The 14191-nt window shown below is 55.4% G+C and carries 6 protein-coding genes, 2 tRNA genes and 3 rRNA genes; 1 reads left to right on the top strand and 10 read right to left on the bottom strand.

The window, feature by feature from the left end; genetic code table 11:
• The 8 genes from rpoB to IPP35_08345 form a co-directional block, all read right to left on the bottom strand.
• On the bottom strand, window positions 1-3801 hold the full coding sequence (rpoB, locus tag IPP35_08380; protein ID MBL0059108.1) for a DNA-directed RNA polymerase subunit beta: 3801 nt from the start codon (window positions 3799-3801) through the stop codon (window positions 1-3).
• Window positions 3802-3874: 73 nt separating this feature from the next.
• Complete coding sequence (gene rplL, locus IPP35_08375; protein ID MBL0059107.1) at window positions 3875-4261, bottom strand: 50S ribosomal protein L7/L12; 387 nt, start codon at window positions 4259-4261, stop codon at window positions 3875-3877.
• A gap of 61 nt (window positions 4262-4322) precedes the next feature.
• The gene (locus tag IPP35_08370; protein ID MBL0059106.1) at window positions 4323-4862 is read right to left on the bottom strand and encodes a 50S ribosomal protein L10; all 540 of its coding nucleotides are present in this window, start codon (window positions 4860-4862) and stop codon (window positions 4323-4325) included.
• Between the two features lie 248 nt (window positions 4863-5110).
• Window positions 5111-5227, bottom strand: a 5S ribosomal RNA gene (gene rrf, locus IPP35_08365).
• 162 nt (window positions 5228-5389) lie between these two features.
• Window positions 5390-8764 (bottom strand): 23S ribosomal RNA (locus tag IPP35_08360).
• Window positions 8765-8952: 188 nt separating this feature from the next.
• Window positions 8953-9025, bottom strand: a tRNA-Ala gene (locus IPP35_08355).
• A 108-nt stretch (window positions 9026-9133) separates the two neighbouring features.
• A tRNA-Ile gene (locus tag IPP35_08350) sits at window positions 9134-9207 on the bottom strand.
• Window positions 9208-9312: 105 nt separating this feature from the next.
• Window positions 9313-10848: ribosomal RNA gene (locus IPP35_08345) — 16S ribosomal RNA — on the bottom strand.
• The 16S, 23S and 5S rRNA genes sit together here with 2 tRNA genes alongside, the layout of an rRNA operon.
• A 497-nt stretch (window positions 10849-11345) precedes the next feature.
• Between IPP35_08345 and rfbC the strand changes: the two genes are divergently transcribed.
• Window positions 11346-11933, top strand: a complete 588-nt coding sequence (gene rfbC, locus IPP35_08340; GenBank protein ID MBL0059105.1) for a dTDP-4-dehydrorhamnose 3,5-epimerase — start codon at window positions 11346-11348, stop codon at window positions 11931-11933.
• Window positions 11934-11975: 42 nt separating this feature from the next.
• Here the strand turns inward: rfbC and IPP35_08335 are convergent, their stop codons facing one another.
• A complete protein-coding gene (locus IPP35_08335; GenBank protein MBL0059104.1) occupies window positions 11976-13772 on the bottom strand; it encodes a hypothetical protein in 1797 nt (598 codons plus the stop codon).
• A 248-nt stretch (window positions 13773-14020) separates the two neighbouring features.
• The gene (locus tag IPP35_08330; protein MBL0059103.1) at window positions 14021-14188 is read right to left on the bottom strand and encodes a hypothetical protein; all 168 of its coding nucleotides are present in this window, start codon (window positions 14186-14188) and stop codon (window positions 14021-14023) included.
• Window positions 14189-14191: the final 3 nt, after the last annotated feature.

The raw sequence follows: 14191 nt of genomic DNA, 5'->3' as shown, positions 1-14191 counted from the left end.
TTACTCCTTCGCCACGGCTTCTTTAGCCGTAGGTTTCGTTGCGCCTTCAACCGCCGGGGCGCTGTCCGCTTTCGTGAGCTCCACATTCAACCCCAAGGACTGAAGTTCCCGCACCAAGACCCGGAAACTTTCGGGCACCCCGGGCTCGGTCGCGACGTCGCCCCGGATGATGGCTTCATACATCTTCGTCCGACCCTGCACATCGTCGGATTTGACGGTCAAAAATTCCTGGAGGGTGTGGCTGGCGCCGTATCCTTCCACGGCCCACACTTCCATTTCACCAAAACGCTGCCCGCCGAACTGAGCCTTTCCGCCCAGGGGTTGGCGCGTGATGAGCGAGTAGGGGCCGGTCGATCGGGCGTGAATCTTGTCTTCCACCAAGTGCGCGAGCTTGAGGACATACATGTAGCCCACCGTGACTTTGTTGGCAAACAGTTCGCCCGTTCGCCCGTCCCGAAGCGCGATGCGCCCGTCGTCCGTCGGCAACCATTCTTCCCGCCAACCCTTTTCCAGCAACTTCTTTTTGGCTTCACGCATCAATTCCCGAACCTGCTCTTCCTTGGCGCCGTCGAACACCGGAGTGACGGTTTCCACCCCCAGAATATTCGCGGCCCAGCCCAACGTCGTCTCGAGCAGTTGACCCACGTTCATACGGGACGGCACGCCGAGAGGCGACAACACCACGTCGATGGGGGTTCCGTCCGGCATATAGGGCATGTCTTCCGGCGGAAGAATTTTGGCCACCACACCTTTGTTTCCGTGCCGGCCGGCCAGCTTATCGCCGACCTGGGTTTTCCGCTTGGAAGCGATGTAAACTTTAACGACGCGGTTGACGGTGACCGGCAACTCGTCGCCCATTTTGAAATTCTCTTTGTCCCGCGCGGCGCGGCTTTTCGCCTCGTCGATTAATCGTTCCGCCAAATCTTCGAACATTTTCTTCATTTCCGCGGCTTCGCCTTTGGAGAGCGAACCGGCGTCTTGCCGTTCTTGGACGTCGACGATTTGGGATTTCCGGTCGGCGCGGATGCTTTCGATCTTGGCTTCCATCTCAAGATCGATTTCCTTCATTTTCTTGTTCTCATCCTTTTTCGCCATCTTTTCTTTGCGGATGAAAATTTTCGTGGAGAGGATCTTTCCGGTGACGCCGGGCGGCACACGAAGAGACGCGTCCATCACGTCTTCGGCCTTTTTCCCGAAGATGACCTTGAGGAGCCGTTCTTCCGGGGTGGTTTGTTGGTCCCCTTTGGGAGCCACTTTGCCCACCAAAATGTCGCCGGGGCCTACGTCCGCACCGACGCGAATGATCCCCGTTTCGTCGAGGTTGGCCAGGGATTCGGCTCCGACGTTCGGGATATCCTTGGTGATTTCTTCGGCACCCATCTTGGTATCTCGGGCTTCCACTTGGAATTCTGAAATATGGATGGAGGTGAACACGTCGTCCCGCACCAAGCGCTCGGACAGGAGGATCGCGTCTTCGAAGTTGTATCCCTCCCAAGGCATGAAGGCCACCAGCAGGTTCCGGCCCAGCGCGAGTTCCCCGTCTTGGGTGCCTGGACCATCGGCCAGCACGTCGCCTTTCTTCACTTTGTCGAATTGTTTCACGCAGGGCAACTGGTTGAGGCATGTATCTTGGTTGGAGCGGGCGTGTTTGCGGAGCGGGTAAAGATCCACGCCGCCTTTGCCCCCTTCCGACCAGACGGCCACATGGTCGCTGGAAGAAGAGAGCACCACGCCGCCTCGCCGGGCGATTTCCACCGCGCCGGAGTCTCTCGCCACACGGTCTTCGATCCCCGTGCCCACCAACGGGCGGGTGGGGAACAAGAGAGGCACGGCCTGGCGTTGCATGTTCGATCCCATCAACGCTCGGTTCGCGTCGTCGTGTTCCAGAAAGGGGATCAGCGCGGCGGAGGTCGAGACTACTTGAACGGGGGAAATATCCATGTAATCAATTTCGTCCGCCGTCTTCTGGGGGAAATCGCCCTTATGCCGGCAGGCGATGACGTCGCCCGTAAAGCGGTTGTTCTTGTCCACGGGAGAGTTGGCCTGGGCGATGACGAAATTGTCTTCCTTGTCCGCCGTCAAATAATCGATCTCGTTGGTCACGTGACCCTTGACGACTTTCCGATAAGGGGTCTCGATCAAACCGTATTGGTTGATTTGGGCATAGCAGGCCAGGGACGTGATCAAACCGATGTTCGGGCCTTCCGGCGTTTCGATGGGGCACAGCCGACCATAATGGGTGTGATGGACGTCGCGCACTTCGAAACCCGCGCGCTTCCGGTTTAAGCCGCCGGGGCCCAGCGCCGACAGGCGCCGTTTGTGGGTCATCTCGGCCAGCGGGTTGGTTTGGTCCATGAACTGCGAAAGCTGGGAGGAACCAAAGAACCGCCGCACGGCCGCCACCACCGCCGAAGCGTTGACGAGGGTTCGAGGCGTGAGCAAGTTGTTCTCTTGGACGTTCATGCGCTCGCGCACCAAACGCGCCATCTGCGCCAGGGAGGCGCGGATTTGATTTTCTAAAAGTTCGCCCACCGACCGAATCCGGCGGTTGCCGAGATGATCGATGTCGTCGATTTCAACCTTGACCGTGGTTTTGCCAAACGTATGGGTCGAGGCTTCGTTGTTCAAGAGGATGAGATATTGAAGCGTCGCGATCACGTCTTCCCGGGCTAACGTTCGGCGGCGGTCGTTGGGAACTTCGAACTTAATGTCTTTTCGTTCCGCCAACGCTTCCAGGAAGGGCATCAGCTTGCGGTTGATCTTGAAACGGCCCACCTTGGTGAGATCATATTTTCGGATCGACTTAAAAAGCATGTTTTCCAAGTAGCTCTCGGCCTGTTCAGGCACGATGAACTCTTGGGCGCGCACCACACGGTAAATGGCTTGGATGGCCTCTTTGCGCGTTTTAATGTTGTCTTTCAAAAGCGTGTTGCGAATGGCCACGTCGTTGACTTGAGGGTCTGTTTTCAACACGTCAATGGAGCGAACCTTGCGGTCCTGGAGGCGAAGAAACGCCTCGCGCGTGATTTCTTTGTTGGCCTCCATGACCACTTCGCCGGTAGTGGTGTCGACGCAATCTTTCGCCACGATCTTTCCCACCACTTCTTCCGGTTGGAGATCGCCCAGGGCCAGGGTTTCGGTTTCGTAAAAGAGAGAGAGAATTTCCGCGTCCGTTTCGATTCCCATGGCGCGGAGAATCGTCGTGGCCGGAAGTTTCCGTTTTTTGTCGATACGGACAAAGATGGCGTTGTTTAAATCAAACTCAAATTCCACCCAGGCGCCGCGGTAAGGAATGAGCCGCGCGAAGAAAAGCTTCTTTCCATAGGAAGAGATTTTTTTCTCTTCGTCTTCTTCGAAAATGACTCCGGGGGATCGGTGCAACTGGCTGACGACCACGCGCTCGACGCCGTTGATGATGAAGGTGGCGGGCGTGGTCATGAGGGGCAGGTCGCAGAAATAGACTTCTTGTTCGGTGAGGACTTTGGGTTTCCCGCCCGGCTGTTTTTGCACCAAGCGAAGCCACGCGCGCAGTTGCGCGGAATACGTGGCGTCTTTCGCCAAGGCCTCGTTCACCGTGTATCGCGGTTGGCCTTGGGCGTAGTGCATGAACTCCAGCGAGAGAACTTCGTCGGTACTCGTGATGGGGAACACGTCCATGAAGGCCGCCTGGAGGCCCTGGATTTTGCGCTCGGAGGGCGGCACGTCCTTTTGAAGAAATTCTTCATAGGACCGCGTCTGCATCTCCAGGAGCGGCGGCAGTTCGATGGTCGGACGAATACGAGCGAAGCTTGTTTTTTTCATTAGTTCACCAATTTTGATTTTGGGATTTGGTTCTCGATGGAATCATCAAGAAACGGTTATCGCAAATCAAATTCTATTTCACTTCGACCGTCGCACCCACGTCCGCCAGCTTTTTCTTCATTTCTTCCGCGGCGTCCTTCGAAAGCCCGTCCTTCACCGTCTTGGGAGCGGCTTCAACCAAATCCTTGGCTTCTTTCAGCCCCAGACCGGTCAACTCGCGCACCACTTTAATCACGTTGATTTTTTGCTGCCCCGCCCCTTGGAGGACCACCGCAAAGGCGGTCTTCTCTTCGGCCGCGGGAGCGGCGCCGCCGGCGGCGGGAGCCGCTGCGCCCGCAACAGCCACGGACGCGGCGCTGATTCCATATTTTTCCTCCAAGCCCTTCACGAGCTTGTGGACGTCCAAGATCGTCCAAGTGTCAATCGATTCCATCACATCGTCTGCGGTGCACTTCGCCATATTTCCTCCGAGGGGGCAGTCGCCCCGTGGGGACTTTCGTCCCCGCATATTTGAATGGGGCTTACGCGGCCCCGCCCTTTTCCATTTTCTTAGCGACTTGATTCAACAACACGGCCAAATTCCGAAGGTCGGCCTGCAACAGCCTGGCGAACCCCGTGAGCGGGCCCTGGAACTGCCCCAAAAGTTGTGCCAACAACACGTTGCGCGTAGGCAACGAAGCGATGGTTTTTAAGTCGCCGCCTTTGACCACTTTTCCGTCAAGGTAGGCGGCTCGGATTTTCATGTTGGCGTGGGTCTTTTCAAACTCCACGAGAACTTTCAAGCCCGCGACGGCGTCGCCTTTTTGAATGATCAGCGCCGATTGGCCCTTAAAGAAATCAGCAAACCCCACGGAGATCCCTTTGTTCTGGAGCGCGATCTTCGCCAAACGGTTTTTGACGATTTGACACCGCGCTTGATGCGGACGCAATTTCCCTCGGAGCTCGTTCAGCTCTTGGGTCTTCACCCCCACATATCCCGCCACGACCAACCCTTGCAGGCCGTCGAAATCTTTGGTCAATTTTGCAACTGCGTCTTCGCGGTCTTTTCTTACGCTTGGCATTTTAGTCCTCAAAAATAAAAAAACACTCCCCCCGGACGGTGAAGAGTGTTTTCTTCATCGCGCCTCGGTAGGGCGATCCCTTGAAGGGATCAATTTAGCCTCGGGCCTGAACAACCGTTTCTTCTGCAGGCCCATGGCCCCTACGGTCTTTGCCGCTTGAATGAAAAGGAGACTTAAGGAACTGTCTCGAAATCGCGTGGCAATTCTACAACATTATTTCAAAAGAATCAAACTTTCAGGGGCACAGTTCCCGGCACCGACCTACTCTCCCGGGACCTTGCGGTCCGAGTACCATTGGCGTGGATGGGCTTAACGGCCGTGTTCGGAATGGGAACGGGTGTGGCCCCATCACGAGAAGCACCGGGAATTCTGCCCCCGAAAATTTCTACTTTCAATTTTCAAATCAAACTCATTGTCGGTCGTAACACACCAATAGGAAAGTCAAGCACATACCAATCTTACGCCATGGGTTTCTTTCGAAACCCATATTGAAAGACTGTCATTGTCTCATCGTTGGATACACAGATGCGGCTAAGTCTCACGGCCGATTCGTATGGGTTAGCTTCATGGGTTACCCCACTTCCACACCCCACCGATCAATCCAATAGTCTATTGGAGGCCTTTAGGTTCCACAAGGGAACAGGGACTTCTAATCTTGAGGTGGGCTTCACGCTTAGATGCTTTCAGCGTTTATCCCGTCCGCGCAGTAGTTATCCGGCCGTGGCCCGGGTGGGCCAACCGGTACGCCAGAGGCGCGTTCATCTCGGTCCTCTCGTACTAGAGACAACTCACTCTCAAAAGTCCTACGCCTACGGTAGATAGAGACCGTACTGTCTCACGACGTACTGAACCCAGCTCACGTACCGCTTTAATTGGCGAACAGCCAAACCCTTCCCACCGACTCCAGCGGGAGGATGCGATGAGCCGACATCGAGGTGCCAAACCGGATCGTCGATATGGGCTCTTGGATCCGATACACATATTTCCCAATTTCCATTGGGTGCAGACTATATCATCACCCTGCCGAAGGCAGGGGCTAGGCGTGTTACCTTGGTCGTATATTTAACCCACCGGCTCGGTGAATTAGTGAACCAAAGTCGTGCCGAACGAAACCCTAGTACGCAGGAGATCGTTGCAACGCCGTTTGGCGTGGCACAGTCGTTACAGGACCTTTCGACTTGTCGTCGAAGGTTCCCACGGTATTGCCCTATTCTGTCGAAGATTCACATCTTCGTGCGACCATATTCGCATGTCTCTTAAACTTCAGAATGTAGGGTTTCACCGTTGTAAGCCTAGTTTTTTATCCTGTGTCCTCACGAACACAGGGGCCTATTATTGGTTAAGCCTGTTATCCCCGGGGTAGCTTTTATCCGTTGAGCGATGGCAATCCCACAATCAACCACCGGATCACTAGATCCTCGTTTCCGATCTGCTTGGCTTGTATGCCTCGCAGTTAAGCTCTCTTCTGCTCTTGCACTCGACAGGCGATTTCTATACGCCCTGAGAGAACCTTGGAACGCCTCCGTTACTCTTTAGGAGGCAACCGCCCCAGTTAAACTGCCCGCCTGCTACTGTTCCCCGGCCGGATATACGGCACGGGGTTAGCGTCTCAGAACCGAAAAGGTGGTATTTCAAGGACGCCTCCATCCCGCCCGAAAGCGAGATCTCAAAGGCTCCCACCTATCCTACGTATCCAGTCCCAAAACGCAATAACAAGTTACAGTAAAGCTCCACGGGGTCTTTTCGTCTGACCGCAGGTAATCCGCGTCTTCACGGATACCACAATTTCGCCGAGCCTCTCGCCAAGACAGCGGAGCCTTCGTTAAGCCATTCGTGCAGGTCGGAACTTACCCGACAAGGAATTTCGCTACCTTAGGACCGTTATAGTTACGGCCGCCGTTTACCGGGGCTTAAGTTCAAAGCTTCGGGCCCTTGCGGACCCTGACCTCTCCCCATGACCTTCCGGTACCGGGCAGGCTTCACACCCTATACATCATCTTGCGATTTCAGCAGAGTGCTGTGTTTTTGTTAAACAGTCGCGGCTCCCCATTCACTGAGACCTAGCGCCCCTTCCCCTGTACGGGGTCAAAGCACCAGGCACCCCTTCTTCCGAAGTTACGGGGCCAGTTTGCCGAGTTCCTAAGCGAGAGTTCGCTCGCGCGCCTGAGGATATTCTCCTCGCCTACCTGTGTCGGTTTGCGGTACGGACACACTATGCAGTAACCGCGGGGATTTTCTTGGCAGCGTAGTTGGGCCACTTCGCATGTCTTGCGACGCGCTCGCACTCGGTTCTCGGGATTAACGGCCCTCCGGATTTGCCTGGAGAACCTCCCTACGACCTTGGACCGGTAACCTTCTGCCGGCTGGCTTACCTTTCTGCGTCCCCCCTCGGTGTGACCCACATAATGTGGTTCAGGAATATTAACCTGATGCCCATCATCTACGCCTTTCGGCCTCGACTTAGGACCGACTGACCCTGTTCAGACGAACTTTAAACAAGGAAACCTTAGGCTTGCGGCGGGTCTGATTCTCACAGACCTTATCGCTACTTATTCCGACATTCTCACTTCCGTTTCGTCCAGCACTCCTATCGGTGTGCCTTCATCCTAGAACGGAACGCTCCCCTACCCCGTGAAATGGACGAATCCACCTCACAGCCGTGACTGCGGTACCAGGTTTGAGCCCCGGACTTTTTCGGCGCGACTCAACTTGACGAGTGAGCTGTTACGCACTCTTTAAAGGATGGCTGCTTCTAAGCCAACCTCCTCGCTGTCTAAGTCAAATCACATCCTTAACCACTTAACCTGAATTTTGGGACCTAGGTCGACGGTCTGGGTTGTTCCCCTCTTGCGCACGAAGCTTAGCCCTCGTGAACTGACTGCGGAGTTTTCCCGTATGTATTCGGAGTTTGGTTAGATTCGGAACCGAGGTATTCGGCCCTACACTATCCAGTGCTCTACCTCACACGGTCATCGCTCCACGCTAGCCCTAAAGCTATTTCGGGGAGAACCAGCTATCACCAGCCTCGATTGGCCTTTCACCCCTAACCCAAGCTCATGCAGGACATTTTCAACTGTCAACGCTTCGGGCCTCCATCACCGGTTAAGGTGACTTCACCCTGTCCTGGGTTAGATCGACTGGCTTCGGGTCTACTACTGCATACTTGTCGCCCGTTAAGACTCGCTTTCGCTACGGCTCCGGACCCTCGGGTCCTTAACCTTGCATGCAACAGTAACTCGCCGGATCATTCTTCAACAGGCACGACGTCGAGCATTCCCCTTGCAGGGCATAGCTCTTCGTCTGCTTGTAAACGCACGGTTTCAGGTTCTTTTCACTCCCCGTCAGGGGTCCTTTTCACCTTTCCCTCGCGGTACTTGTGCACTATCGGTCGCCAGAGAGTATTTAGCCTTGGAGAGTGGTCTCCCCGGATTCACGCCGAATTTCACGTGCTCGGCGCTACTTAGGAACTTATCGTGAGCCGCTTCGCTTTTGTTTACGGGACTCTCACCCTCTTTGGTCGGCCTTTCCAGGCACGTTCAACTAACGAAGCGATTTTTTACTCACCGGCTCTAAACCGGACAAGCCCTGCAACACCCAACATAGGTTGGGTTTAGGCTGTTCCCCGTTCGCTCGCCACTACTGAGGGAATCTCGTTTGATTTATTTTCCTCCAGGTACTGAGATGTTTCACTTCCCTGGGTTGTCTCGAAAGCGGTACCTCCTTTAGTTTCCCAAAGGCATTTCCGCCTACGTTTCGCGATTTGTCACCGCGAAGGGTTTCCCCATTCAGAGATCTCCGGATCAAAGGTTGCTTGCACCTCCCCGGAGCGTATCGTCGCTGGCCACGTCTTTCATCGACTTCTGGCGCCAAGGCATCCACCATGCGCTCTTAGTAACTTAGCCGCATCTTTGTATCCTCAGTCGCATCGCGCTACTCGAAACGATCGGGATTTGCACCCAATCATTTTTGAAGCTCGATACAACTACGATTAGACGCTTGACTTTCCTATTCGTATGTCAAAGACCCGCCTTATGTTCGTGGCCTAAAATTCAACCAGGAACCGGCGAACTGCAAAAATTTTTAAAATAAATGGAGCTGGCCGGGATTGAACCGGCGGCCTCCTGCTTGCAAAGCAGGCGCTCTCCCAGCTGAGCTACAGCCCCACCCTAAAAAGAGATAAACCCTAAATAGTTGGGGCAAACCCAGCGTTTTCTACAAGAATAGCCCACTTTCACTAAAACCGATTTAAGAACCCAATCCACCCTAAAACCTGGGCGGAAGTGGACTCGAACCACCGGCCTCACCCTTATCAGGGGTGTGCTCTAACCAGCTGAGCTATCCGCCCCATATCATTTCCAAATGCCTTTTCGCAAGCCAGTGAGCGCCCCTTGGGCGCAACCGACGATCGACCTCTTTCAGCGGCGCCGAAGCGTCCTGAAATACTCCTTAGAAAGGAGGTGATCCAGCCGCACGTTCCCGTACGGCTACCTTGTTACGACTTCACCCCAATCACCAATCACAACTTGGGCCTGGCTAGGCCAGGACTTCTGTTGCAACGGATTTTCGTGGTGTGACGGGCGGTGTGTACAAGGCCCGGGAACGTATTCACCGCAGCCTGCTGATCTGCGATTACTAGCGATTCCGCCTTCATGTGGGCGAGTTTCAGCCCACAATCTGAACTGGGGCGACTTTTGTGGGGTTGGCTCCATCTTGCGATTTCGCATCCCTCTGTAGTCGCCATTGTATCACGTGTGTCGCCCTGGACATAAGGGCCATGAGGACTTGACGTCGTCCCCACCTTCCTCCCCGTTATCCGAGGCAGTCTCCTAAGAGTGCGCCGCTTGCGCGGGTGGCAACATAGGATAGGGGTTGCGCTCGTTGCGGGACTTAACCCAACATCTCACGACACGAGCTGACGACAGCCATGCAGCACCTCGGCCGACAACCGACTTGACGGTTCGTTCCCGCTTTCACAGGAACTACTACCGGCCGTTCGAGCCCAGGTAAGGTTCTTCGCGTTGCGTCGAATTAAACCACATGATCCACCGCTTGTGCGGGCCCCCGTCAATTCCTTTGAGTTTCAACCTTGCGGCCGTACTCCCCAGGCGGCTCATTTAATGCGTTAGCGTCGGCACGGGAGGGGTCGATACCCCCCATACCTAATGAGCATCGTTTACGGCTGGGACTACCAGGGTATCTAATCCTGTTTGATCCCCCAGCTTTCGTGGATGAGCGTCGATAGTGGTCCAGAGACTTGCTTTCGCCATTGGTGTTCCTCCCGATATCAACGCATTTCACCGCTACACCGGGAATTCCAGTCTCCTCTCCCACATCCAAGCCCGATAGTATCCCTTGGCCTCCCTGGGTTAAGCCCAAGGCTTTCACAAGAGACTGATCGAGCCGCCTGCCCACGCTTTACGCCTAGTAATTCCGAGTAACGCTCGCCACCTTCGTCTTACCGCGGCTGCTGGCACGAAGTTAGCCGTGGCTTATTCACCGGCTACCATCAACCCATGTTATTCACATGGTTATTTTTCACCGATAAAAGGAGTTTACAATCCGAAGACCTTCGTCCTCCACGCGGCATCGCTGCGTCAGGGTTTCCCCCATTGCGCAAAATTCCCCACTGCTGCCTCCCGTAGGAGTATGGCCCGTGTCTCAGTGCCATTGTGACCGGTCGTCCTTTCAGACCGGTTACCCGTCGTCGCCTTGGTGGGCTTTGACCCCGCCAACAAGCTGATAGGCCGTGAACCCCTCCTCAAGTGCCCCTTGCGGAGCTTTAACCTCATCCTGATGCCAGGACGTGGTCTCACGCGGTATTAGCTCCGGTTTCCCGGAGTTATCCCCCGCTCGAGGGAAGATTGTCCACGTATTACTCACCCGTTTGCCACTACCTCTGACGATAAACTGCCAAAGATCGTTCGACTTGCATGTGTTAGGCATGCCGCCAGCGTTCACTCTGAGCCAGGATCAAACTCTCCGTAAGATTGTGGCCGCGCCCTTGCGGGCACGACTCAAACTTATGAGGTTTGGTTTACGGCTCTTGTGGAATTGCTTATACTTTGTAGCACAAGCTTTATTCACACCTGAACGTCGTTTACCAATCGGCATCGAGGAGCACCCACGTCGGGTCCCCTTGGTTAGGGAACCTCTCGCTTGGGGCGCTCACCCGCTTGCGCGAATGGCTATTTGGAAATGTCAAAGAACTGAACTACGAAATTGGCCCGATTATAAAAAAAAATCCCAAGGGACACAAGTGCCCCCTGTCAAAGGATCCTGGTCCTATCCTCTGGATTCGATCCTCGGGTGGGATCGACCGATCAAGTTACGAACTCGGTTCAGCGCTTGCCGCGCGCTTTGTGACTGGGGGGAATTTACCACAAGCCTGCAAATGTGTCAAGAACTTTCTTTGTAAAAAAGTTAAAGTTTTTCCAGAACAACCGGCCGCGCGGGCGACCGCAAAATTTATCGACGGAGACAACCATGGAAACAAGAACGCTTCCCTTGAACGGCCTGCTCCTGATCGAGCCGCTCGTGTACCGAGACGCGCGGGGATATTTCTTTGAAAGCTTCCGAGAAGAGGCCTTTGCGTCCGCTGGGTTGCCTCGGCATTTCCCGCAAGACAACGTGAGTTATTCAGTCCGAGGAACCCTGCGGGGGCTCCACTTCCAGAAACCTCCCCACGCGCAGGGAAAACTGGTCCGCGTTTTGGAAGGATCCGTTTTCGATGTGGCGGTGGATCTTCGAAAGGGGTCACCGACCTTCGGGCACTGGCACGCGGAGACGCTTTCGTCGGAGAATGCTCGCGCTCTATACGTTCCCCCGGGGTTTGCCCACGGGTTCTGCGTCACGAGCGAGAGCGCCGTCTTCTTCTACAAGTGCACGGCCCCGTACTCCCCTGCCGACGAAGGCTCGATCCACTGGAAAGACACGGAATTAAACATCCCCTGGCCCGTGGACCCCGCCCGTGCACAGGTCTCCGCGAAAGACAACGCGGCCCCTCCGTTCCGATCGATCGCCCCAATGGACGTCGGAACGCTCGAACACAGCCAAGACCAAATCCGCGGTTAAATTTTTCGTTCGCACATTGTGGGGTCGGGAACGACGGGGATTTCACGATCCTTCCTTGACCACGATTTGCGACCCCATCACCAGCGCGTCCATCCCGCTCGCCATAAAAGTGCGGAACGCGTTCTCCGGCGTTGTCACGATCGGTTCTCCTCTCAAATTAAACGAAGTGTTCAACAATACGGGAATTCCGGACGCTTCTCCAAATCGAGCGATGAGGCGATGGTAAAGGGGGTTCGTTTCTTTAACCACGGTCTGAAGACGGCCCGTCCCGTCGACGTGGGTGATGGCGGGGAGAGAGGCGCGCTTCTCCGGCCGGACCGGCGCCACCATCAGCATGAAGCGAGGCGGTGAGTGAAGAGGGGGGTCCGGAAAATCAAAAAACTCCGCGGCGCGCTCCTCCACGACGGAGGGAGCAAACGGCCGGAAGGGCTCCCGGAATTTTATTTTGATGTTGACGATGTCTTTCATATCCAGCCGTCGGGGATCGGCCAAGATGGACCGATGGCCAAGGGCCCGAGGCCCCCACTCAAACCGTCCCTGGAACCACCCCACCACCTTTCCCGCCATCAGCATGTCGGTGACCCGGTCGATCAGTCGGTCTTCCTCTTCCAAGGTTTTGAAAGCCGCGCCGGCAGACCGAAGAAAGTCCGCCGTCTCTCCCGGGCCATAGGCCTGCCCCCACGCCGCGTGATCCATCACGAATCGCCGGGGCCGACCGAGGATTGCATGTTCGACGTAAAGCGCGGCGCCCAACGCTCCGCCCGCGTCCCCCGCGGCGGGCTGGATATAGATATGCTCAAACGGCGTTTCCTTTAGTAACCGATAGTTGGCCACAGAATTCAACGCCACCCCTCCAGCGACGCAGAGGGACTTTAACCCCGTGACCCGATGGAGATGCCGAGCCATTTTAAGAATTATTTCTTCGGTGGCCCGCTGAACGCTGGCGGCCACGTCGGCATAGTATTGATTGAGGTCCATTTCCGCGTTGGTCGGGGGGATCGGATCATCGTAAAGGCTGGTTTGGGTCGTGACAAAACGGGCGCGGGGGTCGCGCGGGGGGCCGAACAACTTCACGAACTTGCTGGAAAAGGATCGCTCCCGATGGTAATGAAAACTGAAATAGGAGAGGTCGAGTTCAAGACTCCCGTCGTCAAAGAGCCGCAGAAGTTTCATCACCTTGTCCACATATAAAGGGCGGCCGTAAGGCGCCATTCCCATGACTTTGTATTCGCCCTCGTTCACCTCAAAACCAAGAAAGGCGGTGAAACTGGAATAAAGGAGCCCCAGGGAGTGAGGGAAACGCAGTTCAGAGAAAAGATCAATCCGATTCTCTCCTTGGCCGTCCCAAGAAGCGGTTCCGCGGCCCAGGGTCGATGTGCTCCACTCCCCCACGCCGTCCACCGTCAGGATCGCCGCTTCCCTAAAAGGAGAACAAAAGAAGGCGCTTGAGGCATGGGAGAGGTGGTGTTCCGAGAAAAGAATTTTCTTTGGATCAACCCCTAGTCGTTCAACGAGGAGAGATTTGATCCACAACTTTTCATCCAGCCAGGAGGTCATGGCGTCCCGAAAAACGCCGGCGGACCGCGGATAGCCGTTGAGGATGGTTAAAAAGAGGCGTTCGAATTTCCGGAAGGGCTTCTCATAGAAAACCACGTAGTCCAAATCCCGGGTGGTGATCCCTCCCTGGTGAAGGCAAAAATCGATGGCCAAGGATGGGAAGCCCGAGTCGTGCTTACGACGGGAAAACCTTTCTTCCTCGGCGGCGGCGACGAGAACGCCATCGCGGATCAACGCGGCCGCGGCATCATGGTAGAAACAGCTGATCCCGAGGATATTCATGGGGAGAGTGGGGGATCCCTAAAATTGCCTGGTCAGATCGGACAATGTGCGACTAGTTCCTTGCCGCGGCGTCCACGCCGTTCCCACCGAGAGAGGGGCTCGGGAAAACCTTCGTCGACCCATCATAAGCGAGAAAGGCCAAAGGAACAAAAAGTAGAAACCCGTGAGGAGAAGGCGCGTCTGAAAAACACCGATGGCCCGGGCCACCCGTTTCCACCACGCCCAAATCTTCCGGAGCGGGGCCATTCTCAAAAAAACGTGTAAATAAAGGGAGCGATCGCCGATCCCTGGGCCAGAAGAAGGAGACTTCCCAACGCCACGAGAACCACCACCAGTGGGACGAGCCACCACAGCTTCTCTTTCCAAAGAAAAGAGAGGAGCTCTCGAAAAATGTCCGCTTTTTCTTGAATTCCCATGAG

The sequence above is a fragment of the Elusimicrobiota bacterium genome (genome assembly GCA_016721625.1).
Classification (GTDB): domain Bacteria; phylum Elusimicrobiota; class Elusimicrobia; order FEN-1173; family FEN-1173; genus JADKHR01.
Note: the sequence above shows the minus strand (reverse complement) of the source record. Positions and strands in the feature narration are given on the sequence as shown.